This window comes from Neisseria sp. (assembly GCF_030530745.1).
Classification (GTDB): domain Bacteria; phylum Pseudomonadota; class Gammaproteobacteria; order Burkholderiales; family Neisseriaceae; genus Neisseria.
In genome coordinates this window covers 55,425-80,316 of the sequence record NZ_JAUMUI010000011.1, presented here as the reverse complement: position 1 = coordinate 80,316, position 24,892 = coordinate 55,425, and the positions used below count along the sequence as shown (strand labels likewise).

The following is a 24,892-nucleotide window of genomic DNA, read 5'->3' as shown; positions in this document are numbered from 1 at the left end:
GAGCCTACGCCCGAGCCTGCTCCGAACACCGAAAACACCTGTACGGATTGTCAAAACAACAACGACAACCCCACCAACAGCTTCGGCGGCATCGACACCAACCCCGGAAACGTATTCCAAGGCCAACCCAACGAAATCGGCCAAATCCACGGCACCGAGGCAAAAGACACGATTTACGGAACCGACAAAGCCGATGAAATTTACGGCTATGCAGGTGCCGACGTGATTTACGGCGGCGCAGGCGACGACATTATCTACGGCGGCGAAAACGGCGACACACTCTACGGTCAGGAAGGCAACGACACGCTCTACGGCGGCAACGGCAACGACTACCTCAACGGCGGCGCAGGCGACGACATTATGTACGGCGGCGCAGGAAACGACGTTTATATGGTGGAACAGCCGGGGGACTGCGTTATCGAATATGCCGATGAAGGTATCGACACCGTGCGCACCTATATCGATTACGAACTGCCCGACAACGTTGAAAACCTGATTCTGATGGGAAGCGCCGATCTGAACGGCACCGGCAACTGTCTTGACAACGAAATCATCGGCAACGGCGGCAACAACGAGTTGCGCGGTATGGACGGCAACGACCGCCTCATCGGCAAAGGCGGTAACGACTGGCTCGACGGCGGCGAAGGCAACGATTATCTCGAAGGCGGTGCAGGCAACGATACCTATATTTTCAACAAAGGTTACGGCCACGACATCATCTGCGATTACGACACCACCGAGGGCAACCACGACGTTATCGAGTTTTGGCACGGGCTTCAGGCTTCCGATCTGAGCTTCGCGCGCACCGGCAACGATTTGACCATCACCGCCAACAGTGAAGATTCCCTCACCGTGGTCAACTGGTTTGAAAGTGCCGCCTACCGTATCGAAGAATTCAATTTCGACGACGGTACCGTATGGGACAGCACCGCCATCGATAATGTTCTGAACAGCTACGGCATCGATACAAGCTATGCCGCTGCAAGCCAAGAACAAATTGCCCAGCAAACCCAAACCCAAGGCATCATTTAAGTTTGAAACAGCTTAAACAAACAGGCCGTCTGAATTTTGCAGACGGCCTGTTTTTTATGAAACCCCAAACCGTTACAAAACTCACTCGGGCCGATACCTTTGCAAAATTTATTCGGGCCGTCTGAAACACCCAACTCCGTCATACTCGGGCTTGACCCGAGTATCTTGTTATCAAATCGGAAACAACCCTTAGAAGCAGCTAGAACAAGGCGTAAAAGGAAAAAAGATACTCGGGTCAAGCCCGAGTATGACGATATATAACAACGAAATATAAAACCAGCCGGCGCCCTACGCCGTTTATAACTTTGCCGCCAGCCCTTTTGCCGCCTCCGCACGCTCGCGGCGGCTCAGTTCGGGCAGACGGGTGTTGAGCGACGACCATTTCGGCCGGTTGCGGGCTTTGTCCAATTCAGACGGCAAACGCGAAACCTGCCACGGTATTTTGCCGCTCTGCATCCTGATTTCGGCTTGCGCCGCATGGCCGCGCGTTTGCAGGGCGGCGAGCAGATCGAGGGCACGGGCGGCCAGCAGTGTGAGGGTTTCCGGGTCGATATGCAGGGTTTGTTTGCCCGACAGTTTGTCGGTAATCGTCTGCATATTCGGCAGCACGCCGCCGAGCACTCCGCCGATGGCGGTACCCAAACCGAGCGAGCCGCCGAGCGTAACCATGTCCACACCCAAGCCGATTAACGCACCGGTGGCCGCGCCGGTGCCGGTGCGGATGCCGTATTCTTTCAGCAAATCGGCATCGAACGGGTCTTGGCGGAACGCCTTGAGCGCCCATTCGCCGGTGTCGATTTCGTTATGGTAGAAACGGTAGGTTTGGAACAACTGCTGCTGAAGCTGCCGCTCGAGCTGGCGCACGGCCGCCTGCATGGTTTGCAGCACCGGCTCGGGACTGTCGCCCTCATCGATTTCCAGCTTGTAGGCCGCCACATCAAGCAGGAAATGGGCGATTTCGCTGCGCGCCTCGCGGTCGAGCTGCTGCCATTCGCGGCGGCGCATCGCAATCAGTCGGTCGATAATACCGCGTTCGGGCAGCATGGTGGCCAAGTTGTCCCACAGGCGGATTTCGCCTTCGAAATCAAAGGCTACGGTGTCAAAACCGCTGTAAACGTGAAGCGTGCGCCGCGCCAGCATTGTCGTCCACCCGCCCAAATCCTGCCCGCCGATAAAGTTGAACACCGGCATTACCGGCTTGGCGCACCACGATAAAACCGTTAGTTCATCTTTGTATTTATTCAGCACCGGCTCGCGCGCATCCACCACATACAGCGCCATATCGCTTTGCAGCAGCTGGCGCAGAACTTTGGCTTCCTGATTGAAATCGCCCGCCGCTTCGGGGCTTTCGAGAAACTGCTGCAAACGCTCGATGCCGTCCGAACGGCTAGAAGTGTTGGCTTCCAGCCAGTCGAGCACGCCACCCGCATCTTCCAGCCCGGGCGTGTCGTAAAGATACACCAGCGTCTCGCCGCCGTCGTTAATCGCCGCCTGTTCCACATGGCGGGTGGTGGCGGGCGCGTTTTTCACTTCGCCGAAACGGCTGTCGCGCAGCAGCGTGCGCAACAACGATGTTTTGCCGGTATTGGTGTGGCCGACCACGGCCAGGGATAGCGGTTTGTTTTGCATAAACAACTGTTCGGAATATGTTTTAAATGGTTTGGGCAGTAAGTCGAGCTTGAGTCCTGCCTACTGTTACCGCCTGCTTTTCAGACGGCCTCTTGCCCCAGCCTTTCCCTTTGGCTGATTTTGGGCGGATCCAGCCACGGCAGGCGGCGTTCGGTGAGCGCGGCGTGCCATTGGTTTAAATAGTCTTCAAGGCCGTCTGAAATGTTTTTTTCGGCCAAAAGCTGCACCACCGCCCCGCCCTGCGCGGCTTCGGCCAGAGCAGTGAGCTGGCGCAGGATGCCGCGGTCGGGCATGCTGCGGGCGCGCACGCCGATCAGCAGTTGGGCGGGATTGGCCTGCAAATCGGCTTTCAGCGCGGCGACGGCATCGCGGCCGGCGGCGGTGCCTTTGTTTAGCCACTCTTGCCCCAAAACGTGTTGGAACCAGGTTTTGTCCGCCCATTCAGCATCGAGCATCACCGCCCATTTGGGGGCGTTGCTGAGGCTGATTTGCGGGGCGGCGGCAACGGTTTCGCTTTGGGTGTCGGCATCGACCACGCGCTGCTGCCATTGCTGGATGATTTGCTGGTAATAGGGTTTTTCGAGCGGCAGCGTGCCCATGCTGCGGCGGGAAAGGATGTGGCAGGCAAGCCAGGCGGCGAAACGGGGCAGCAGGCCGTAACAGACGATGCTGCCGATCAGCAGGCCGCCCCATTGGCGTGAAGCGGCAAGGTCGTCGTGCAGACGGCTGTTTAACACGGCATCGGTATCGGGCACGGGAAAGCCGAGTTGGGCGGGCAGCCAGCCTAGCGCCTGCACGGCCTGCACGAAAACGGCGTCGCTTAAAATGGTACTTTCCCAGTTGAAGGTATATTGGCGCACGGCCAGCAGCACCACCACGGCGGCCAACATGCCGGTTAAGGCGGAAAGCCACAGGCGGTGGCTGGTGCGGCCGATCAGCCAGCGGGTGGCGGGCTTGCCCCATTCGTCGCTGTACAGGCGCAAGATGGCTTGGTTAACCGGGTCTTTACCGCGTATCCATAAGGCGGGGTTGGCAAACAAGCCGTGCGGCTTGAAGCGCGGCAGCAGCACGCTGCCCAACCATAACAGCAGCATCAGGGTATGCACGCCGAGCACGCCGGCCAACACGAAGAAAAAGTTCAGCCCCGACTGCTGCATCAGCGTTGCGGTGCCGGCAAAGCCGCTCACCAGCCAAAACAAGGTGGCGGCCAGCAGCAGCCAGGCAAACAGGCTTTGCACGTGCCCGAGGCTGTCGTGCAGTTTGCGGTCGCTGTCTATCATTTCGGCGCGGCGGCAGAGTTTTGCTTCGGCGCTGCCTTCGGCGTGGCGCAGGGCTTCGGTGAGCGGCTGCGGATCGGCGGCGAAAATATAGCCGCGTTCCTGCAAAAGGCGCACCAGTTCGGTGAGCTGGCGTGGCGGTGTGAGCATGGTTTCGAGAGGTAAGGCCGTCTGAAAAAGTTGTTTATTCTAACACAGCGCCATGTGCTTTCAGACGGCCTGTGCGGCGGTTTTCAGACGGCCCGATGGCATATTGCCGGCAAATGCAGTATGCTTTCACTGTTAAAAGCATTAAAGTTTATCTGCCGCCACATTAAAACCCGTAAAGGAGCGCAACATGAACACCCGCCGCCTGCTTATTCCGCTGCTGCTTGCCGCGCCTTGTGCCGCATGGGCTTATGAAGCCGCCGGATATGTGCCCGTTAACCCCGCCCCCGCCGCAGAAGCCGCGCCTGCGCCTGAAAACGACACTTGGGCCGACCGCAGGCACGGTGCGGTGAGAAGCCGTTTGAAATCTTGGGCACACAGCATGGACGATTGGTTCGGCGAGCCTGATCCCGACAACCCCGCCGATGCCAACCTGCGCGTGATGCTCGACACCGAGTGGAACAAGTATGACAACTTTTCGGTGAAACCGCGCATACGCGGCAAGGTGAAACTGCCCGTGTTGCAAAAGCGCCTGAACGTGGTGTTCGGCGATGATTCACTGGATAACGAACCGCGCAGCAATGTTCACCTCTATGAAGGAAACGCCCGCCCTGAAGAAAAAACATTCGATAAAACCCAAAGCCGCGAAAGCAATTCGTCGCTGGCGCTGCGCTGGTCCGACATAAGCAAACGCACCGGCATCGACACCGATGCCGACATCGGCATACGCTCCGGCGACGACATCTACCTGCGCCTCAAAGGCAGCAAAAACTGGCAGCTCGGCGGCGATTTCAGCACCCGCCTCGAACAAATCTACCGCTACGGCATCGACAGCAAACATTATGTGCGCACCAACTGGGAAGTGCGCCACGCTCCCGAAAACCGCCCCTTTATCGCCAACCAGCTTCATCTGCAATACACCCATAACAATGAAGAAGACTGGGCTTGGGGCAACAGTTTCTACCGGCAGCATGATTTTCCCGGCCGAAAACGCCTCAATTACGGCCTGTATGCCGGTGGAGGCATCGAAGCAAAAAAAGCCAAACTCAACAACTACGGCCCGTTTGCAGGCTGGCGCCAACCCGTTTGGCGCGACTGGCTGTTTATGCAGGCCGAAATCAATTACCTGAACAACCGCAAAGAAAACCGCAACCACCATATCGGCACGCTGCTGCGGGCTGAAGCCTTGTTTTAACCCGTCCAAGCAGCCCGTTCATGCCGGGAGGCAAAATTCATTCAGGTCAAGGCCTTTACAAAACTGCCTTCAGGCCGTCTGAAATGCCCAACCTCCGTCATACTCGGGCTTGACCCGAGTATCTGCTATTTCTTTCTAAACAAAAGCCCGAATATGACGCAGATTTTTAAAGTGTCCACATGAATTTTATAAAAGCCTCAGGCCGTCTGAAATGTTTCAGACGGCCTGAATGAATTTTGAAAGATATTGGAAAAGGCTAATTCAGATAAGGCATGGGATTGACCGCCTTGCCGTTGATCCTCACCTCGAAGTGCAGCTTCACGCGGTCGGCATCGGTATCGCCCATCGTGCCGATAACCTGCCCCGCCTGCACGGTTTGGTCTTTCTGCACCGAAATGCTCTGGTTGTGGGCATAGGCCGTCAGCGTGCTGCTGTTGTGGCTGATTAAAATCAGCTTGCCGTAGCCGCGCAAACCCTCGCCGGCATACAGCACCTTGCCTGCCGCCGCCGATTTCACCGGCGTGCCGGCTTCGCCGCCGATGTCGATACCTTTGTTGGAACCGCCGTTATAAGGTGCGATAACGTTGGCGCTGCCGTTGTCCACCGGCCATTGCAGGGTCAGGCGGTTGGTGGGGGCGACGGTGGTTTCCCTTGCAGGAGCGCCTGCCGATGCGCGCGCCGAAGTTGAAGTGGAACCGGAGCCGCCTTTCGGGCGCACGCGCAGCACTTGGCCGACTTCGATTTTGGTGGGATCGCTCAGATTGTTCCAGGCCGCCAGCGTTTGCGCGCTTTGGCCGAAACGCAGGCCGATGCGGTAAAGGTTGTCGCCGCTTTGCACGCGGTAATGCCCTTCGGGAACAGGGCCGGAGGCGGTTGAAGAGGTGCCTGCACAAGCCGCCAGGGCCGACACGGCAGCGGTAAGCAGGAGGGTTTTCAATTTTGATGAAAAGGCTGTTTGTGTATTCATGGGGCGTAAGGATAACAAATTTCGACGGCCGCCCGAATGCCCGCGCGGCCTTTTGTTTGAGCTTTACTTGTTTTTACTGCGTGTATTTTACCCGTTTTCACATCAAAAATGCTTGAAAGCGCGCCTTTCAGGCTTTATTTTACTGAAAATGGTGCACGATCGCGCCGCCGTTTTGCTTTTTTGCGCGGCAACACAATAAATAACAAGGAGTTTGTGCAATGCGGTTTTTCGGTATCGGTTTTCTGGTGCTGTTGTTTTTGGAAATCATGTCTATCGTATGGGTGGCCGACTGGCTGGGCGGCGGCGCCACACTCGCGCTGATGGTGTTGAGCTTTATCGCAGGCGTGATGATGCTGCGCCATACCGGCCTATCGGGCGTGCTGCTGGCGGGGGCTGCCATGAAAAACGGCGGTGAAATTTCGCTCTACCAAATGCTGTGGCCCGTCCGTTATGCGGTTGCCGCGCTGCTGCTGATGAGTCCCGGCTTCGTGTCGCTGGTTACCGCCCTGATCCTGCTCCTGCCCTTCAAAGGCAGGCCGATTGCCCAAATGAATACTACTGGCGGTTCTTTCGGCAATGCCGGCAACCCTTTCAGCCGCCCGCCCGACGGCAGCGGCGACATCATAGAAGGCGAATATACCGTTACCACGCCGTCTGAAAAACAAAAACAGGATTACATCGAACACAAGCCGGATTGATTTTTTACACCGCATTTGAAACAGCGCACACAGGCCGTCTGAAAAAACTCTTTTTTCAGACGGCCTTTAACCGTGTTTTAAACCCTTATCTTCTCCTGCGGCTGCCGGGCAGCGGCATATCCGCCCATTTCATGATATTGGCCACTTCGGCGGGGTTCAGCTCGTAAAACTGGCCGCGCTTGAGGCGGTTGGGCAGGCCGATGGGGCCGAAGCCAACGCGCACCAGGCGGCTGACGGTTAGGCCGAAGTGCTCGAAAATGCGGCGCACTTCGCGGTTGCGGCCTTCTTTAATCACGATGTTATACCATTTATTCGCCCCTTCGCCGCCCTGCTCGTAAATGCGTTCGGCTCTAGCCAAGCCGTCTTCCAGCATCACACCTTCTTCGGTGAGCGTTTTCATCTGATCGGTGCTCATCTCGCCCAACACGCGCACGGCGTATTCGCGCTCCACTTCGAAGCTGGGGTGGGCGAAACGGTTTACCAGCTCGCCCGAAGTGGTGAGAATCAGCAGGCCGCTGGTGTTGATGTCCAAACGGCCGATGGCCACCCAGCGGCTGCTGGCGGCCTGCGGCAGGCGGTCGAAAATGCTCACGCGCCCTTGCGGATCGTCGCGCGATACGATTTCGCCCTCCTGTTTATAGTAAAGAATGATGCGCGGCAGGCGGTCGGGCCATTTGAGCTTGATTACGCTGCCTTTTACCTGCACTTGGTCGTCGGGCGACACTTTGTCGCCCAATTGCGCGGTTTTGCCGTTCACCGTTACCAAGCCTTGGGTAATCCATTCTTCCATTTCGCGGCGCGAACCCACGCCCGACGCGGCCAACGCTTTTTGCAGGCGCACCGGCTCGAAGCTTTCCAAATCGGCGCGTTTTTCTTTCAAATCGCGGGCGCGCTCCATGATTTTTTGGTTGGGGTTGCGCACCACCAGCTTTTTGGCGCGTGCCGCCCGCGTTTTCGGTGCGGCGCCCTGATCGCGTTTCGGCTTGGCTTTGAGGCCGTCTGAAACTTTTTCAGACGGCCTGCGGGCGGGCTTTTTCTTATCCGCCACACCATCGCGGAATTCGCGCTTGCTTACGGTTTTTTTAGACATTTCGGGTTCTCCTAACGCGCTTTGCTGCCAAGGCAAAACGGTTCTTCTGCGGCCTTGCGGCGGGCAGGTCGGGTTGGTAAAAAAGGGTTTTTCAGACGGCCTGTATTATTAGAAACTTGGCCGTCTGAAACTTAATTCAAACGGATATCGGCGTTTCCGCCGTCGGTAACTTCCTGTTCCGGCTCGAACGCCTCCGGCTCTCCGCCACTTTCAGCAGGCTCGATCAAATCGGGCAGTACCAGTTCGCCCAATTCGGTCAGCGGCGGCAGCTCTTCCAAACTCTCGAGCTGCAAATCGCTTAAAAACACATTGGTGGTGGCCCACAGCGCGGGGCGGCCGACCGAATCGCGGTGGCCGATAACCTCAATCCAACCCCTGTCTTGCAGCGTCTGCATCACGTTTTGCGACACCGCCACGCCGCGTATACCTTCGATGTCGCCGCGCGTAACCGGCTGCTGGTAGGCAATAATCGCCAGCGTTTCCATCACCGCACGCGAATAGCGCGGCGCACGCTGCTCCTGCAAACTGCCCAGCCGCTCAAACGCCGCCTGCGCGATTTGGAAACGCCAACCCTCGTGGGTGTGGGTTAGTTGCAGCGCGCGGTTGTGCCAACGCGCTTTCAGGGTGGACAACACGTCAATCAGCTTATCCTGCGACAGCGGCGGCACACACAATTCGCGCATGTTTTTTTCGCTTAAAGGCTCGGTTTGGGTTAAAAGCGCGGCTTCAATCAGCGCATCGGGGGGGAGTTTTTCGGTCATGGTTTTTTTGGGTTTCAGACGGCCTGTTTCGGCAGCAGGCCGTCTGAAACATTAAGTTAATCTTTCTGCTTCAACATATTGAATCCGCGCTTCCCAGCTTCGGATAAATCTTGTTCGGCAATAGTATATACGTTAATGCTGCCGGTTTGGCCGCCGCACACGGCGGGGAACATCATTCCGTGCAGAGTTTGTTTTTCAGCGGCATACACGCGTATGCCCTGTAATTCTTTTTTCATGGCTTCGGGACTGACGCCGCCGCCTTGGCATTGGCGCGAGCCGTCGGATTTGTAGATTCTGACGCGCCCTTCTGATGGTTCGGTTGCCGGTTTGTTCAGGCCGTCTGAATGGGCGCAGGCGGTTAAAGATAAGATGCCTGCCCATAATACGGCAGAAAATATCGGTTTCATGAGGGTTTTCCTTTTCTCTCTGCCTTTCTGGCTTCCCTTGCGGCTTTAAGCTCGGCTTCTTTCTGTTTGGCCGCTTTCAGCCAGCTTTCCCATTGGTTCGGTGTTTCTAAGGTGATGCGTCCGATTTGGCCGTCGCGGAAGTCGGTGAGGGTGTTTTCGGCGGCTTTTTGGTAGTTGATACGGCCGCCGCTTAAAACTGCGCCGCGTTTTTTGGCAATCCATTCGAGCCAGTCGGTGTCTTGCCAGTGGCTGCTGGGGTCTTTGTCGGCCTGATAGCGCGTTTGCAGCAGTGGCAGGTAGTGGCGGCGCAGGTAGTCTAAAAGTTCTAGGGCGACTTCTTCTTCGTCGAGCGCGTTGCGGCCGACGGCGCCGCTGGCGGCGAGGTTGTAGCCGCTCTCTTCGACGATGATTTTCGGCCACAACATGCCGGGGGTGTCGTAGAGCCAGAAATCATCGGCGAGAAACAGGCGCTGTTCGGCTTTGGTGATGCCGGGTTCGTTGCCGGTTTTGGCGGATTTTTTGCCGATCATGCCGTTAATCAGGGTGGATTTGCCGACGTTGGGAATGCCGCAAATCAATACGCGCAGGGGTTTGTCGATGCCGCCGCGGTTGGGCATCATGGTGCGGCAGGCGCGGGTGATTTTGGCGGCGGCGGCGGTTTCGGAGGAGTCGAGCGCGATGGCTTGAGTGTCGGGGCGGCTGTTGTAGTGTTCCAGCCAAACTGCGGTGCGTTCGGGGTCGGCCAAATCCTGTTTGTTGAGGATTTTGAGCTTGGGCCTGCCTTTGGAAAGTTGCGCCAGCAGGGGGTTTTCGCTGGATGCGGGCAGGCGGGCGTCGAGCATTTCGATTACCATATCCACGCTTTTGATGCGCTCGGCGATGGCCTTTTTGGCTTTGTTCATGTGGCCGGGAAACCATTGGATTGCCATAGTGTGCTGCTCTTTCGGGGTGGTTGTACGGCTTGAAGGCCGTCTGAAAAATTTCGGGGTTTTATGTTTGCCTGATGGTAATCAGGCAGCCCGAAAGCAGGCTGCCTGAATGTTTGCAGCATTATAACACAGGCGGCATAAAGCCTTTGCCGTACAAAAAATGCAGGGGTGAATCCGGCCTCGCGCAGACAGTGCAAAATCGAATACTTGTTTGATACCAAACTGATTTTATTAATAATAATTGAATCATGTTGACAAAGTATAAGGAGTCATTTAATTTTTTGCGCCACACCCTCCTGAAGCTGCACCGGCAGCTTCATCAACATATCAACCGGAGAAATCTGCCATGAACCACAAAAAATATACCGTATTGGCTTTGGCCGTTGCCGCGGCTTTTACTCTGGGCGCCTGTAAGAAAGACGGTGCCGAAGCCGGCGCGCCGGGCAAGCCCGAATGTATCGCGCCCGCCAAACCCGGCGGCGGCTTCGATTTAACCTGCAAACTCGCGCAAAGCGGTTTGAAAGACACCGGCCAGCTCGACAAGCCGATGCGCGTAACCTATATGCCCGGCGGCGTGGGTGCGGTTGCCTATAACAAAATCGTGGCGAACGACCCGGCCAACAACGATGCCATCGTGGCGTTTTCCACCGGTTCGCTGCTGAATCTGGCGCAGGGCAAGTTCGGCCAATACACCGAAAAAGATGTGCGCTGGCTGGCAGCGGTGGGCACTGATTACGGCATGGTAGCCGTAAACGCCGATTCGCCGCTGAAAAACCTGCAGGATCTGGTTGACGCGCTGAAAAAAGACCCTAAATCGGTGAGCTTCGGTGCGGGCGGCAGCGTGGGCGGCCAAGACTGGCTGCAAACGGCAATGGTGGCCAAAGCCGCGGGCATCAACCCGAAAGACATGACCTACGTTGCGCTTGAAGGCGGCGGTGAAGCGGTAACCGCCGTGCTGGGCAACCACATCAACGTGGTCAGCGCGGGCATCGCCGAGATGGGGCCGCACATCGAAGCCGGCAAAGTCCGCGTGCTGGCAGTATTCTCGCCCGAGCGCCTGCAAGGAAAACTCAAAGACATCCCCACCGCCAAAGAGCAGGGTTACGACGTGCAGTGGCCGGTTATCCGCGGTTACTACATGGGCCCGAAAGTGAGCGACGAATCCTACAACTGGTGGAAAACCCATTTCGACGCCATGCTGAAAGACCCGAAATTCGCAGAGCTGCGCAGCCGGCGCGACCTGCTGCCGTTCGAGCTGACGGGCGACGAGCTGAAACAGTATGTTGAAAAATCCACCGAAGAAATGCGTGCGCTGTCTAAAGAGTTTGATCTGGCCAAGTAACGCAAAACGGCAATCGGAAACTTTTTGTTTCCGGTTGCCGTTTTTTCAGGCGGCCTGTTTTTTTGCTGAAGGCCGTCTGAAAAACCATTGCCGCACAAAATAATTTTCTGTCTTCAAACGGAGTTTCACCTCATGAAAACCGAACGTTTGTTTTCCGCCGCGCTGCTTTTGGCCGCGCTCGGCTTACTCTATCTGGCCTCCGGCTATACCGCGCCGGTGTCTTACGACCCGCTGGGGCCGCGCCCTTATCCGATGCTGATTCTCTCGCTTTTGGCCTTATGCTGCCTGTTTTTGGCGGTACGGCCGGGCAGCGGGCATATTGATTTGAATTACACTCCCGCCGTTTTGAAAAAAACCGGCCTGTGCATAGTGTTTTTGGGCGCTTATGCCGCGTTGTTCGAAGTGCTGGGCTTCCCCCTCTCCACCGCGCTGATGTCGTTCGGCATCGGCAAACTGTTCGGCGGCCGCACGCTCTCCTGTGCGGTGTCGGGCATTGTTTTGGGCTCCCTGCTCTACGCACTGTTCGATCTGGCTCTCGATGTACCGCTGCCCTTGGGCTTTTTCGGTTGAAAGGCACATAAATGGAAACTCTGCAATATTTGATGTCGGGCTTTCAGGTGGCGCTGCTGCCGCAAAACCTGCTGCTGGCATTGGCCGGCGCATTTATCGGCACCATCGTGGGCATGCTGCCGGGCTTGGGGCCGATTAACGGCGTGGCGCTGCTGCTGCCGTTTGCCTTTGCTTTGGGCCTGCCGCCCGAATCGGCGCTGATTCTCTTGGCCGCGGTGTATCTGGGCTGCGAATACGGCGGCCGCATTTCGGCGATTCTGATTAATGTGCCGGGCGACGCGGCGGCGATTATGTCCACGCTTGACGGCTACCCGCTGGCCAAACAGGGCAAGGCGGGCATCGCGCTTTCGCTTTCTGCCGCCAGCTCGTTCATCGGCAGCATCATCGCCACCGCAGGCGTGGTTTTGTTTGCACCGCTGCTGGCGGATTGGGCGATTGCATTCGGCCCTGCCGAATATTTCGTGCTGATGGTGTTCGCCATCACCTGTTTGAGCGGCCTGGTGGGCGACCAGCCGGTTAAAACCGCCGTTTCGGCCTTAATCGGCCTGGCACTGGCAACGGTGGGTATGGACGCGGTTACCGGCGTTTACCGTTTCACCTTCGATTCGGTCAACCTTTCAGACGGCATTCAGTTCACCACCATCGTCATCGGCTTTTTCAGCATCAGCGAAATCCTGATTATGCTGGAGCAAACCGAAAGCGGCCAAAAAGCACTGACGCAGGGCAAACGTGCGCTCTTTAATCTGAAAGAGCTGATGTTCAGCATGGGTGCGATTATCCGCAGCGGCGCAGCCGGTTTCTTTATCGGCGTATTGCCCGGTGCGGGTGCAACGATTGCCGGTGCGATGACTTATACCAACGAGAAAAAAATCGCCGGCAAAAACGGCACGTTCGGCAAAGGCGACCTGCGCGGTATCGCCGCCCCCGAAGCGGCCAACAATGCCTCGGCCTGCGGCTCGTTTATCCCCATGCTCACGCTGGGCGTGCCCGGATCGGGCACCACGGCGGTGATGATGGGCGCGTTAACGCTCTACAACATCACCCCCGGCCCGCAGCTTTTCAGTGAGCAGCCCGATATCGTGTGGGGTTTGATTGCCTCGCTGTTTATCGGCAACATCATTCTGCTGGCGCTGAATATCCCGCTGGTGGGCTTTTTCGCCAAGCTGTTGAATGTTCCCAAACATATTCTGATTCCGGCCATCGCAGCAGTGAGTTTCGTGGGCGTGTATGCGGTTCACAGTACCACATTCGATTTGGCGCTGATGATCGGGCTGGGCATTTTAGGCTATATGCTGCGCAAACTGAACTTCCCGCTTTCCGCCCTGATTCTGGGTTATGTGTTGGGCGAGCTGATGGAATCCAGCCTGCGCCGTGCACTGTCGATTTCGCAAGGCGACGTGGGCATTCTGTTCCAAGGCCCGATTACCTTGTCGTTATGGGTGCTGTCGGGCTTTATGGTACTGCTGCCGGTTTACCGCCGGATGCGCCGCCGCAAAGCCGTCTGAAAACTTTTCGGACGGCAGCGGACCCCATTGCAAGTAATACCAAAACAAGCACAAAAAACGGCCTGCTTCAAACACAGGCCGTTATCTTTACAGTTTGCGTATCAAATCAGTTTCACCGCGCCGTGCATCAGGCCGTAGTGGCCGGGGAAGGTGCAGTAAAACTCATATTGGCCGCCTTCGGCGAATTTGGACGGATCAACCGTAACCGAAGTTTCTTCGCCGCCGCCGATTAATTTGGTGTAGGCGATCACGCGTGTATCGCCTTCTTTCACAAAATCTTTCTCAGCGGTTGCGCCTGCACCGTCGCTCACCACGCCCTGTGCGTCTTCGGCTTTGGAAATCACGATATTGTGCCCCATGGCCGCTTTGGGCATTGTGCCGGTGTGTTTCAACACGATTTTGAATTCTTTGCAGGATTTTTTGATTTCCAACTCTTGCTTGTCGAACTTCATCTGATCATCGGAATTCACCACCACTTCGCATCCTTCTTCCGCTGCAGCAGACTCACCGCCTGAAGCCGCTGCGGGCTCCTCGGCGGGAGCTTCGGCAGAAGCCGCAGATTCCGCAGGTGCGGACGCTTCGGCAGCGGCCGGTTGGTCTGCCGGAGCAGAGGCTTCCTGCCCCCCGCAGGCGCTTAAAGCAAAGGCGGCGGCAGAGATTAAAGCTAAATAGGTTTTCATGAAACAACTCCGTATCGGGTTAAAAACTTTAAAAATAACATTTTTTGGATTATCCGCTGTTTTTTTTATCAGCATTTGATTTAAATCAATTTATGATAATATTCCATTTTGCACGCCATTACCCTGTTTACATAAAGTTGCTTCTGACATAAAATACAAATGCATTATACAAATCATTGTTTTTAAAATATTAACGAGGTTAATTATGTCTAAGAAGATTTTTGCTGCCGCTATTGCCCTGGCTTTATCCGCCCCGGTTTTTGCCGATCCCGGTTTTTACATTCAGGCAGACGCCGGCACCGCCAGGTTGAAAGCTAAAGACAACGAAGGTTACTCAGCCTCTAAGAGCGGCTTCAGCCCGCGCCTTACCGCCGGTTACGATTTCGGCAGCAACTGGCGCGGCGGCGTGGATTATACCCACTACAAATCCATCAAATACGGCGAATCGAACAGTTATTCGACCTACAGCGGAAAAATCAAATTTCAAAGTATCGGCGTTTCTGCCGTTTATGACTTCCCCGTAAGTGAAAGAGTAAAACCCTATCTGGGCGCGCGCGTAGGATTCAACCGCCTTTCAGACAAATACAGCCGCACCACCCCCTACAGCAGCTATTCCGAATCTTACAGTAAAACCAAAACCGGAGCCGGCGTTTTGGCCGGCGTAGGTGTTAACGTAACCGACAATATTGCTTTGGATGCAGGCTACCGCTACAACTACTGGGGCAAGTATGACGATGTCAAAATTAACACCAACGAATTTTCTGCCGGTGTCCGCGTGAAGTTCTAAATACCCCCTGCATCAGGCCGTCTGAAAAAAATGCGGCAAACGCTGTTTTTCAGACGGCCTGCTTCATGGTATCAAAACGGCTCTCCCCCGCCGGTTAAACGGCAATCTTTTCCAGCACATAGTCAATATCTTTATCCCCCCTGCCCGACAGGTTCACCAGCAGGCGTTTGCCGCTGCCGAGCCGGGCGGCACGGCGCAATGCGTAAGCCGCGGCGTGCGAGGACTCCAGCGCGGGGATAATGCCTTCTTCGCGCGATAAAGCCATAAAGGCGTCCAAACATTCGGCATCGGTGGCGGTTTCGTAACGCGCGCGGCCGCTGTCTTTCAGGTGGCAGTGTTGCGGGCCGACGCCGGGATAATCCAAGCCCGAAGCGATGGAATGCACGGCGGCAGGCGTACCGTCGGCTTCTTGCAGGTAATAGCAGTTGAAACCTTGAATATGGCCGAATTTGCCCAAAGTCATGGTGGCGGCGTGGCGGCCGGGTTTGTCCAAGCCTTCGCCGGCGGGTTCCACGCCTACCAGTTCCACGTTTTTGTCGTCGATAAAGGCGTTGAACAAGCCCAGCGCATTCGACCCGCCGCCCACGCAGGCGATCACTTCGTCGGGCAGGCCGCCGTAGGCCGTCTGAAACTGTTCGCGCGCTTCGTGGCCGACGATGGATTGGAAGTAAGCCACCATTTCCGGATACGGCGCGGGGCCGACCACAGAGCCGATGGCAAACATGCTGCCGCCCAGCTGCCCCATATACGATTCAAACGCGCTGTCTACCGCTTCTTTCAGCGTGCCGGCACCGGCGGAAACAGGCACGATTTTTGCGCCCAAAATCTTCATGCGCGAAACATTGGGGTGCTCTTTGGCGATATCGACCACGCCCATATGGATTTCGCATTCCAAGCCCAATAATGCAGCGGCGGTGGCCAAGGCAACGCCGTGCTGCCCTGCTCCGGTTTCGGCAATCACTTTTTTCTTGCCCAGCTTTTTCGCCAGCAGCACTTCACCGATGCAGTGGTTGATTTTGTGCGCGCCGGTGTGGTTGAGGTCTTCGCGTTTCAGATAAATCTGCGCGCCGCGCTGCGACAGCGTGCGGGCGTGGTAGATCGGGCTGGGGCGGCCGACATAAGTGGCTTGCAGGCGTTTCATTTCGCTGATGAAGTCGGCGTCTTTGATAATATTGCGGAAGCCGGTTTCTATTTCGGCCAAGGCTTTGGCCAATTCCGGGTGGCCGGTTTTGCCGCCGTGTTTGCCGAAGTTGCCGTTTTCGTCGGGCAGAACCAGTGCGTTTAATTGTTCGTTTGCCATGTTGTTATTCCCTGTAAAACAATAGTGGTGTAAGAAAGCCGGAATGTTAAAACAGCCTTTCAGACGGCCTTTTCAGCCTAAAAACAGCTTGTATGCCGCATTGTTTGTTTCGTCTTCATAGGCATAACCCAGGCCGTCGAGAAAGCCGGCAAAGGCTCGGGCGTCCTGCGGCGGCACATCCACACCCACCAGCACGCGGCCGTAATCGGCGCCGTGGTTGCGGTAATGGAACAGGGTAATGTTCCAATCGGACTGCATACGGTTCAGAAAACGCGCCAGCGCGCCCGGCCGTTCGGGAAACTCGAAGCTGACCACACGCTCGTTGGCCACTTTGTGCGTGCGCCCGCCAACCATATAGCGGGTGTGGATTTTCGCCACTTCGTTATCGGTCAAATCGGTGTTGGGCAGGCCGGCGGCGGTGAGGCCGGCGCTGATTTTGGCCAAATCCTGCACGCCTGCCGTTTGGATGCCCACAAAAATATGTGCGGTTTCGTCGTCGCCGTAACGGTAGTTGAACTCGGTAATATTGCGGTTGCCCAACACATTGATAAATTTGCGGAAACTTCCCGGTTTTTCGGGTATCGACACAGCGAAAATGCCTTCGTTGCCTTCGCCCAGCTCGCTGCGTTCCGACACGTGGCGCAGGCGGTGGAAATTGATGTTGGCACCGCTGGTTACCGCCACCAGCGTTTCGCCTTCGGCCCTCGTGCGGTTGATGTAGGCTTTCAAACCGGCCAGCGCCAATGCGCCGGCAGGCTCCATAATGCTGCGGGTGTCGTCGAAAATATCTTTGATGGCGCCGCAGACGGCGTCGGTATCGACCGTGATGATTTCATCGAGCAGGTCGCGGCAGATGCGGAACGTTTCTTCGCCCACCAGCTTCACGGCGGTGCCGTCTGAAAACAGCCCTACGTCTTTCAGCTCCACCCGCTCGCCTTTGTCAACCGACACTTTCATGCAGCACGAATCGTTGGTCTGCACCCCGATCACTTTGATTTCGGGGCGCACCTGTTTGATAAACGCCACCACGCCTGCGGCCAAACCGCCGCCGCCGATGGGCACGAAAATGGCATGGATGCTTTCGGACGTTTGGCGCAGAATTTCCATGCCGATGGTGCCCTGCCCCGCAATCACGTCGGGATCGTCGAACGGGGCGATATAAGTTAAGCCCTCTTCTTCGGCGAGCTTAACGGCATAATCATAGGCATCGTTATACGACACGCCTTTGAGCACCACTTCGCCGCCGCGGTTTCTCACTGCATCGATTTTGATTTGCGGCGTGGTTTCGGGCATCACGATCACCGCGCGGCAGCCCAAACGCTGCGCCGACAGAGCCACGCCCTGCGCATGGTTGCCCGCGCTGGCGGCGATGATGCCGCGCGCGAGCGCCTCTTTCGGCAGCTTGGCCATTTTGTTGTAGGCGCCGCGGATTTTGAACGAAAACACAGGCTGCAAATCTTCGCGTTTGAGCAAAATATTGTTATTGGCCCGGCGCGACAGGCCGCGCGCCTGCTCCAGCGGCGTTTCCACGGCAACATCATACACGGCGGCAGTGAGGATGCGGATCAGATAGTCGGAATAAGACGGTGTGTTCATGCGGTTTGGCTTCAGATGGAAAATCACACGCCCGCAGCGGCTGAAAAGCCTGCGCGGGCAAAGGCAAAACCATACCCCGCAGGCCGTCTGAAAGCAAGAAAAATCTGAACCGGAACTTAGCAAAACAAGTATTGGCGGGTATAATGCCCGCTCTGCAAAACCGGCATGCAGTCCGGTGCAGAACCAATTCGATCGGGGCCGTCTGAAACCGGCAGACGGCTTCGTTTTTTTAAAACCGCCCCTGTTTTAATTTCCAAGAAGCCATTTTAATGATGAAGAAAACCTTACTCGGCCTGCTGGCCGCCGCCCTGATTTCCGGCCACGCCGCCGCCGAACCGCAAGCCGCCACGGCCGAAGCATCCGCCTTATCAACCGCCGCCGAACCTTCAGCCGCCCTGCCGGCCGCCTCAGCCGCAGCCGCCCCCGAAGTCGCCGCCACCGCCTATCTGGTTAAAGATCTGCAAAGCGGCCAGATTCTCGCGGGCAAAAACATCAACACCCAAATAGAACCTGCCTCACTTACCAAACTGATGACCGCCTACTTAACCTTCAAAGCACTCGACAACGGCACCCTGAAACCCGACCAGATGCTCACCGTGTCGTCTAAAGGCTGGCGCGCCGAAGGTTCGCGTATGTTTCTCGATCCGAAAAAACCTGCCAGCGTCAGCGATTTGATTAAAGGCCTGATTGTGCAGTCGGGCAACGATGCCGCCATCACGCTGGCCGAAGCCATCGGCGGCAGCGAAGAAGGCTTTGCCACCATGATGGACACTGAAGCCAAACGCTTGGGCATGACCCGCACCCGCTACACCAACAGCACCGGCCTGCCCGGCGAAGGCCACTTAACCACCGTAAACGATTTGGCCATTTTGGCCGGCGCGATTATCCGCGACTTTCCCAAGTATTATCCGATTTACGCCATGAAATCGTTTAAATACAACAATATCGAACAGCCCAACCGCAACCTGCTGCTCTACCGCGATTCCAGCGTCGACGGCCTGAAAACCGGCCACACCAGCAGCGCGGGCTACAATCTGGTGGCCTCCAGCAAACGCAACGGCCGTCGCGTGGTTTCGGTGGTGGTGGGCACCGCCAGCACCGAAGCGCGTGCTTCAGAAAGCAGCAAGCTGCTCAATTGGGCCCTGCAGTCTTACGACACGCCCAAACTCTATGATGCCAACCAAACCATTTCACAGGTTAAGGTTTATAAAGGCAGCGCCAATGCCGTGGGCGTGGGTTTTCTGGGTGCAGCCTACGTTACCATTCCGCACGGCGAAGGCCAAAACATCAAACCCGTGCTCGAAACCGTACAGCCTGTGCTTGCGCCGATTCAGAAAGGCCAGGTGCTGGGCAAACTCAGAATCATGAACGGCACCACCGTTTTGGCCGAAAAAAACGTGGTGGCGCTCAACGCGGTTGACGAAGCGGGCTGGTTCGGCCGCGCCTACGACAGCATCGTGCTGTGGTTCAAGAACCTGTTTTCCGACGAATAATTAAGCATTCGTCCGATATTTATGCGCAGATAAACCGGACCGTCTGAAAAACTGAACTGCTCCCAAAAAGTCGGACATCTTAACCAACTTAAAAATAGGAGCAGTTCGGTTTTTCAGACGGCCCGGATTCTGCACAAAACACCGCCTTTTTCAAAAACGGTGCACTAACTAATAACAACACTTCAACCCGTTATTCCTGCTCGGGCATTAATGTTTCAACACACAGGACGACACATAAAGCGCCGCCCTACGTGTTGCCCTGATTGGGAAGGGGTTACACCCCTACCCGATAAACCCAAATTCTACCGCCATAAATGGTGGGGTCTCAACCGAAAAGGAAACTTGATGAAGAATGGTGCTTGGCAATCAGCCATTCCTTACCGTTCCATTGATAATTAAAGCTGTAGCGGCCACCTGCTTTCCTGCCCATTTTCTTGAAGGTGAAAGTATACAGCCCCGCATCAACAGCCGTGTTGCATCCCGATTGGATATGGCGGTAATCTATTGTGCCAACCGGTTTGTCTTCTAAGAAATGGCGGAAGTAATCCTCTTTTTCGGCAGCAGTTACCCTTACTTTATTGGAAAGGGCCGGCAGCAAAATGGATTCGGGCGCATAATTGGCAACCACTTGTTTCGAATCTCCCGTCTGCAGCGAATTGTTCCACCTGTCAAACAGCCGGGCAACTTCCGCCTTCGTTATTTTTTACACTCCGCCTTATAAACAGACGGCGGCGAACAGGCACCCGATAAAGCAGCTGCCGCAACTGCACCGAAATATTTTAATGTAAGCCGATAAGACATTAAAGCGGGATTTTACGCCTCGACAGGTTGCAGGTGCAGGGTCAGGTTTTCTGCTTTAACACGCAGCAGCAGATCGATATTAGGGTGTTTGCCGGGGTTGGCTTCGGCATCGGCAACGTGTTCGGCAAACAGGGCGAGGCCGCGTTCGGCGGTTTCGGCATTGAGTATGCCGCCGGATTCCTGCGACAACGCGTGATAGAGTTTGAGCGAGCCGAGTTTGCCGGGAGCGGCGGGGATATGATGCAGGATTTCACCGTTTCCGCGGCATACGTTCAAACCGCTCAAGTGGTCGATGGCGGGCAGGGTGGCGAGGTTTTCTTGGAAATTCATGGTTGTGTCCTTATGTCGGGTAAAGTAAAGGCCGTCTGAAAGATTTAGCGCGTACCGAAAATCTTATCGCCCGCATCCCCCAGGCCGGGGATGATGTAGCCGTGTTCGTTGAGATGGCTGTCGAGGGCGGCGGTGTAGATAGTAACGTCGGGATGGGCGTCGTTCACGGCTTTCACACCTTCGGGGGCGGCAACCAAAACCAGTGCTTTGATGTTGCGGCAGCCTTTCTGTTTCAAGAGATCGATGGTGGCGACCATCGAACCGCCGGTGGCGAGCATGGGGTCGATAATCAGGGCGGGGCGCGAGTCCATGCTGTCGACGAATTTTTCGAAATACGACACAGGTTTGAGGGTTTCTTCGTCGCGTTGCAGGCCGACCACGCTGATTTTGGCGGTGGGGATTAAGTCTAAAACGCCGTCGAGCATACCCAAACCGGCGCGCAGAATCGGCACCACGGTTAGGGTTTTGCCTTTGATGCGCTCACCTTCGATTTCGCCGCACCAGCCGTCGATAATGTAGTTTTCGGTGTCGAAATCACGGGTGGCTTCATAGGCCATCAGCCGCGCCAGCTCGGTGGTGAGCGTGCGGAATTTGAACGTGCTGCATTCTGCTTCGCGCATCAGGGTGAGCTTATGTTTGACCAGAGGGTGGTTGATAATGGTGATGTTCATAAGGGGCTTTCTCAGCGGTGTTTTTGCAGTCGGCGGTTATTATAAGGCTATTCGGGAAAGGCTTGAAAGGGAGGCTGCGGGAAAAAAGGCCGTCTGAAAACCGGTTGCGTGCGGTTTTTCAGACGGCCTTTCTGCAAGACGGGCAAGGTGTGGGTTATACGCCGCGCAGCAGCTCGTTCACGCTGGTTTTGGCACGGGTTTGCGCGTCCACTTTTTTCACGATAACGGCGCAGTAAAGGCTGTATTTGCCGTCGGCGGAGGGCAGGCTGCCGGCCACCACCACCGAGCCTGCGGGCACGCGGCCGTAGTGGATTTCGCCCGTTTCGCGGTCGTAGATTTTGGTGGACTGGCCGATATACACGCCCATCGAAATCACGCTGCCTTCTTCCACAATCACGCCTTCCACGATTTCGCTGCGTGCGCCGATAAAGCAGTTGTCTTCGATGATGGTGGGCGAAGCCTGCAAGGGTTCGAGCACGCCGCCGATGCCCACGCCGCCGGACAAGTGCACGTTTTTGCCGATTTGGGCGCATGAGCCGACGGTGGCCCAAGTGTCAACCATCGCGCCTTCGTCCACATAAGCGCCGATGTTGACATAAGAGGGCATCAACACCACGTTTTTGGCGACAAAACTGCCGCGGCGGGCCACGGCACCGGGCACGGCGCGGAAACCGGCGGTTTTGAATTCTTCTTCGCTCCAGTCGGCGAATTTGGTCGGCACTTTATCGAAATATTTGTTCACGCCGTCGTTTTGCACTTCGTTGTCGGCAATGCGGAAAGAAAGCAGCACGGCTTTTTTCGCCCATTCGTTAACTTTCCATTGACCCATGCCCAAGCGTTCGGCCACGCGCAATTCGCCACTGTCGAGCCGGCGCAGGGTTTCTTCAACGGCCTGCTTCACTTCGGGGGTAACGCCGGCGGGGGTGATGTCGGCGCGGTTTTCAAACGCGGTTTCGATGATGTTTTGTAATGACATATTGTTTTCCTGGTTGGGGGTGGAAGGCTTTTCAGACGGCCTTGATAAATTAAAGGAACGTATTTTAACCTAAAAACGGTTGCGTGTTTTCAGACGGCCTCAGCTTATCCGGTTGGCAGCCAATACGCCGCTGCCTATGGAGTGCGCAAGCGGCTGCGCGGTCAGCCGCCGCAGGGCGGCTTGGAAGTCTGCAAAATCCATCTGCTCGGAGCCGAAACGCGCCAAGTGCGGAGTGTTTTGCTGGCAGTCGATTAATCCGATGCCGCATTCGGCCAGATAGGGCACAGCGAGGGCGAAGGCGGTTTTGGAAGCGTCGGCCTGTGCGGCAAACATCGATTCGCCGAAAAACACCCGCCCGATTTGCACGCCGTAAAACCCGCCGGCAAGTTTCAGACGGCCCGTTTGGTCGGGATACCAGCATTCAAAAGAGTGTGCGTGCCCCATTTCGTGCAGTTTGATGTAGGCGCGCTGCATATCGCCGGTAATCCAAGTACCATCCTGCCCCTCACGCGGCACGGCGGCACAGGCGGCGATAACGGCGGGAAAACTGTGGTTGGCGGTAACGGCGTAGGGTTTGTTGCGCAGGCTTTTTTGCAGCGAGCGGCCGATATGGATTTTTTCGGGGAACAGCACGGTGCGCGGCGCGAGGGCAAACCAGCAAATAGGCTGCCCTTCGCTATACCACGGAAAAATCCCCTGCGGATATGCGGCCAGCAGGCGCCCGGGGCTTAAATCGCCGCCAACGGCCACCAGACCGTCGCGCTCGGCAACGGCTGTCAACGGGTCGGGAAAGGTGTGGTTATGTGATGACAGAAAAGGAATATCCATATTCAGACGGCCTGTGTGAGAGATAACGGCGGGTGCGGCCGTAAAAGCCTTGTTGCATTTTAATGCCTGTTTTAGAATAGTAATTCTAGATTTGCCGGCATTCGGCCTTGCCGTGTTTTTCCATACGCGGTTTTGCAGGTTAAATACCGGTATACCCCGGAAGCCGGTTGGTTCGGTTTCAGAATGGTGCTTATTTTACGTTATCAAAGGAGTGAGGAATGAATATAAAAAAACGGCACAAACCGAAACACCGGTTTGCGCCGCCTTGGCAGAACACAGATCAGGTTTTCGGCAGGGTAACGCCGGTTTGCCCCATATATTTACCGCTGCGGTCTTTATAAGAGGTTTCGCATATTTCGTCGCTTTCGAAAAACAGCACCTGCGCTACGCCCTCGCCCGCATAGATTTTAGCGGGCAGCGGAGTGGTGTTGGAAAACTCCAGCGTAACGTAGCCTTCCCATTCCGGCTCGAACGGGGTTACGTTCACAATGATGCCGCAGCGCGCATAGGTGGATTTGCCGAGGCACACGGTTAACACGTTGCGCGGAATGCGGAAATATTCCACCGTGCGCGCCAAGGCGAAAGAGTTTGGCGGAATGATGCAGCAGTCGTCTTCTACCGTAACGATATTTTTCGGATCGAAATTTTTCGGGTCGACGATGGTGCTGTTGATGTTGGTAAAAATCTTGAATTCGTTGGCGCAGCGGATATCGTAACCGTAGCTTGACGTGCCGTATGAAATGATTTTGCGGCCGTCGATTTCTTTCACCTGGTTAGGCTCGTAAGGCTCAATCATGCCGAACTCTTCGCTCATGCGGCGTATCCATTTGTCGGATTTGATGCTCATAAGTTCCCTCAATCTTGTTTGGTTGCACAGGCCGTCTGAAAACGTATTCTACCGTTAAACGTGCGGTTTTTCAGACGGCCTCGTTTTATTCCTGCCAGCCGCCCAAATAGCCTGCCAGCTCTTCCAGCATGGTACTTAACGATTCGGTCATCAGAATCTGCGAGGCAAAAGCCAGGCTGGCCGCATCGTCGCCGTGGCCTTCGGCTTCTTCCTGCAACACGTCGAGATACTGGATTCGCTTGAGCGTGAAATCCTGCGTGAGCACGAACGCAATCTGTTCGCGCCACACCAAACCCAGTTGGGTAACGGTTTTGCCGTTTTTAACGTGTTGGATCACTTCGTCGGCGGTTAAATCCTGCTTCGATACTTTCACCACCGGCGCCACATCGCCCGTGCCTTTCAGCTCGCAGTCGCTGTCCAGCTCGAAACCGCCCTCGGCTGCACCCTGCAACAGCCAGCTTGTCATCAGGCTGCCCGGCGACTGTTTGGTGTTGGGCAGAACCGCCTCCAAACCGCCCAGCGCTTCGCGCAGCTTGGTGAGCATGCCTTCGGCTTTGGTTGCGGAAGCATTGTTCACAAACAGATAGCCGTGTTTGGTGTCGAAAACGGCCTGCGTGCGGCTGCTGCGGGTAAAGGCACGCGGCAGCAAATCATCGGTAATCTGTTCTTTTAATTCCTGTTTTTCTTTACGGCCCACATTACGCGCTTCGGCGTTTTGAATCTCAGCCACGCGCTCTTCCAGAATATCGCGGATAACGCCGGCAGGCAGCACTTTTTCTTCTTTTTTCAGCGCCACGCGCCAAGTATAATCGGCGGGGAACACCGTTTCGGGCGAAAACGGCACCGGCGCGGCAAAGCCCTCACTGAACCAGTCCAAACCCGAGCAGGGGGCGAACTGTGCTTCGGCAAGTTTGCCCGCCAGCGTTTCAAGCTCGGGCAGTTTGCTTTTGTTTAAAGGATAAAAACTGATTTGTTTGAACCACATGGCATTTCTCTGAAGTGAAACCGCCGCATTATACAGCAGGCAAAGGCCG

General features: G+C 56.0%; 25 protein-coding genes. 8 read left to right on the top strand and 17 right to left on the bottom strand.

Annotated elements, in window-relative coordinates:
* The first annotated feature begins 90 nt into the window (after positions 1-90).
* Positions 91-1,032: a calcium-binding protein gene (locus Q3970_RS05950; protein WP_303099680.1), complete on the top strand. Its 942-nt coding sequence runs from the start codon at positions 91-93 to the stop codon at positions 1,030-1,032.
* A 297-nt stretch (positions 1,033-1,329) separates the two neighbouring features.
* Here Q3970_RS05950 and Q3970_RS05945 read toward each other — a convergent pair whose 3' ends face one another.
* Together Q3970_RS05945 and Q3970_RS05940 are read right to left on the bottom strand one after the other, a co-directional pair.
* A complete protein-coding gene (locus Q3970_RS05945) occupies positions 1,330-2,661 on the bottom strand; it encodes a DUF3482 domain-containing protein (RefSeq protein ID WP_303099674.1) in 1,332 nt (443 codons plus the stop codon).
* Positions 2,662-2,741: 80 nt separating this feature from the next.
* Positions 2,742-4,088 carry a DUF2868 domain-containing protein gene (locus Q3970_RS05940; RefSeq protein ID WP_303099673.1) on the bottom strand — a complete coding sequence of 449 codons (1,347 nt, stop codon included), beginning with the start codon at positions 4,086-4,088 and terminating at the stop codon, positions 2,742-2,744.
* A gap of 187 nt (positions 4,089-4,275) precedes the next feature.
* Here Q3970_RS05940 and Q3970_RS05935 point away from each other — a divergent pair, with 187 nt between their 5' ends.
* Positions 4,276-5,280, top strand: a complete 1,005-nt coding sequence (locus Q3970_RS05935; RefSeq protein ID WP_303099672.1) for a hypothetical protein — start codon at positions 4,276-4,278, stop codon at positions 5,278-5,280.
* 256 nt (positions 5,281-5,536) lie between these two features.
* On the opposite strand, the gene Q3970_RS05930 is transcribed toward Q3970_RS05935, so the two are convergent.
* Positions 5,537-6,247, bottom strand: a complete 711-nt coding sequence (locus tag Q3970_RS05930; protein WP_303099671.1) for a M23 family metallopeptidase — start codon at positions 6,245-6,247, stop codon at positions 5,537-5,539.
* A 218-nt stretch (positions 6,248-6,465) separates the two neighbouring features.
* Between Q3970_RS05930 and Q3970_RS05925 the strand changes: the two genes are divergently transcribed.
* Positions 6,466-6,945 (top strand): FxsA family protein, encoded by a 480-nt coding sequence (locus tag Q3970_RS05925; protein ID WP_303099670.1) that lies wholly within the window; start codon positions 6,466-6,468, stop codon positions 6,943-6,945.
* Positions 6,946-7,030: 85 nt separating this feature from the next.
* Here the strand turns inward: Q3970_RS05925 and Q3970_RS05920 are convergent, their stop codons facing one another.
* From Q3970_RS05920 to ylqF, 4 genes are all read right to left on the bottom strand, one after another.
* Positions 7,031-8,035 carry a pseudouridine synthase gene (locus Q3970_RS05920; RefSeq protein ID WP_303099669.1) on the bottom strand — a complete coding sequence of 335 codons (1,005 nt, stop codon included), beginning with the start codon at positions 8,033-8,035 and terminating at the stop codon, positions 7,031-7,033.
* 131 nt (positions 8,036-8,166) lie between these two features.
* Positions 8,167-8,796 carry an SMC-Scp complex subunit ScpB gene (locus Q3970_RS05915; protein WP_303099668.1) on the bottom strand — a complete coding sequence of 210 codons (630 nt, stop codon included), beginning with the start codon at positions 8,794-8,796 and terminating at the stop codon, positions 8,167-8,169.
* A gap of 56 nt (positions 8,797-8,852) precedes the next feature.
* Positions 8,853-9,203, bottom strand: a complete 351-nt coding sequence (locus Q3970_RS05910; protein ID WP_303099667.1) for a hypothetical protein — start codon at positions 9,201-9,203, stop codon at positions 8,853-8,855.
* Positions 9,200-10,132, bottom strand: a complete 933-nt coding sequence (gene ylqF, locus Q3970_RS05905; protein ID WP_303099666.1) for a ribosome biogenesis GTPase YlqF — start codon at positions 10,130-10,132, stop codon at positions 9,200-9,202. Before ylqF ends, Q3970_RS05910 begins: the two co-directional genes overlap by 4 nt.
* Positions 10,133-10,478: 346 nt before the next feature.
* Here ylqF and Q3970_RS05900 point away from each other — a divergent pair, with 346 nt between their 5' ends.
* The 3 genes from Q3970_RS05900 to Q3970_RS05890 all read left to right on the top strand — a co-directional run bounded on the left by Q3970_RS05900 (position 10,479) and on the right by Q3970_RS05890 (position 13,549).
* Positions 10,479-11,474: a tripartite tricarboxylate transporter substrate binding protein gene (locus tag Q3970_RS05900; protein ID WP_303099665.1), complete on the top strand. Its 996-nt coding sequence runs from the start codon at positions 10,479-10,481 to the stop codon at positions 11,472-11,474.
* Between the two features lie 132 nt (positions 11,475-11,606).
* Entirely contained in the window at positions 11,607-12,044 is a 438-nt protein-coding gene (locus tag Q3970_RS05895; protein ID WP_303099664.1) for a tripartite tricarboxylate transporter TctB family protein, read from the top strand.
* Between the two features lie 11 nt (positions 12,045-12,055).
* Entirely contained in the window at positions 12,056-13,549 is a 1,494-nt protein-coding gene (locus Q3970_RS05890) for a tripartite tricarboxylate transporter permease (protein ID WP_303099663.1), read from the top strand.
* Positions 13,550-13,650: 101 nt separating this feature from the next.
* Here the strand turns inward: Q3970_RS05890 and azu are convergent, their stop codons facing one another.
* Complete coding sequence (gene azu / locus Q3970_RS05885; RefSeq protein ID WP_303099662.1) at positions 13,651-14,229, bottom strand: azurin; 579 nt, start codon at positions 14,227-14,229, stop codon at positions 13,651-13,653.
* Positions 14,230-14,434: 205 nt separating this feature from the next.
* Between azu and Q3970_RS05880 the strand changes: the two genes are divergently transcribed.
* Positions 14,435-15,016, top strand: a complete 582-nt coding sequence (locus Q3970_RS05880) for an opacity family porin (protein ID WP_303099661.1) — start codon at positions 14,435-14,437, stop codon at positions 15,014-15,016.
* A 94-nt stretch (positions 15,017-15,110) separates the two neighbouring features.
* Here Q3970_RS05880 and trpB read toward each other — a convergent pair whose 3' ends face one another.
* On the bottom strand, positions 15,111-16,316 hold the full coding sequence (gene trpB, locus Q3970_RS05875) for a tryptophan synthase subunit beta (RefSeq protein ID WP_303099660.1): 1,206 nt from the start codon (positions 16,314-16,316) through the stop codon (positions 15,111-15,113).
* 72 nt (positions 16,317-16,388) lie between these two features.
* Positions 16,389-17,912, bottom strand: coding sequence for a threonine ammonia-lyase, biosynthetic (ilvA, locus tag Q3970_RS05870; RefSeq protein ID WP_303099659.1), 1,524 nt, complete (start codon positions 17,910-17,912; stop codon positions 16,389-16,391).
* Positions 17,913-18,184: 272 nt separating this feature from the next.
* Here ilvA and Q3970_RS05865 point away from each other — a divergent pair, with 272 nt between their 5' ends.
* Complete coding sequence (locus tag Q3970_RS05865; RefSeq protein WP_303099679.1) at positions 18,185-19,405, top strand: D-alanyl-D-alanine carboxypeptidase family protein; 1,221 nt, start codon at positions 18,185-18,187, stop codon at positions 19,403-19,405.
* A gap of 325 nt (positions 19,406-19,730) precedes the next feature.
* Here the strand turns inward: Q3970_RS05865 and Q3970_RS05860 are convergent, their stop codons facing one another.
* The 7 genes from Q3970_RS05860 to Q3970_RS05830 all read right to left on the bottom strand — a co-directional run bounded on the left by Q3970_RS05860 (position 19,731) and on the right by Q3970_RS05830 (position 24,843).
* Complete coding sequence (locus tag Q3970_RS05860) at positions 19,731-20,057, bottom strand: hypothetical protein (protein ID WP_303099678.1); 327 nt, start codon at positions 20,055-20,057, stop codon at positions 19,731-19,733.
* Between the two features lie 161 nt (positions 20,058-20,218).
* Positions 20,219-20,536: a DUF2322 family protein gene (locus tag Q3970_RS05855; protein WP_303099658.1), complete on the bottom strand. Its 318-nt coding sequence runs from the start codon at positions 20,534-20,536 to the stop codon at positions 20,219-20,221.
* Between the two features lie 44 nt (positions 20,537-20,580).
* The gene (gene upp / locus Q3970_RS05850) at positions 20,581-21,207 is read right to left on the bottom strand and encodes a uracil phosphoribosyltransferase (RefSeq protein WP_085366239.1); all 627 of its coding nucleotides are present in this window, start codon (positions 21,205-21,207) and stop codon (positions 20,581-20,583) included.
* Positions 21,208-21,361: 154 nt separating this feature from the next.
* The gene (dapD, locus tag Q3970_RS05845) at positions 21,362-22,183 is read right to left on the bottom strand and encodes a 2,3,4,5-tetrahydropyridine-2,6-dicarboxylate N-succinyltransferase (protein ID WP_303099657.1); all 822 of its coding nucleotides are present in this window, start codon (positions 22,181-22,183) and stop codon (positions 21,362-21,364) included.
* Positions 22,184-22,282: 99 nt separating this feature from the next.
* A complete protein-coding gene (gene aat, locus Q3970_RS05840) occupies positions 22,283-23,011 on the bottom strand; it encodes a leucyl/phenylalanyl-tRNA--protein transferase (RefSeq protein ID WP_303099656.1) in 729 nt (242 codons plus the stop codon).
* A 280-nt stretch (positions 23,012-23,291) separates the two neighbouring features.
* Positions 23,292-23,858, bottom strand: a complete 567-nt coding sequence (gene dcd / locus Q3970_RS05835) for a dCTP deaminase (RefSeq protein WP_303099655.1) — start codon at positions 23,856-23,858, stop codon at positions 23,292-23,294.
* Positions 23,859-23,943: 85 nt separating this feature from the next.
* Positions 23,944-24,843: a recombination-associated protein RdgC gene (locus Q3970_RS05830; protein WP_303099654.1), complete on the bottom strand. Its 900-nt coding sequence runs from the start codon at positions 24,841-24,843 to the stop codon at positions 23,944-23,946.
* Positions 24,844-24,892 lie beyond the last annotated feature (49 nt).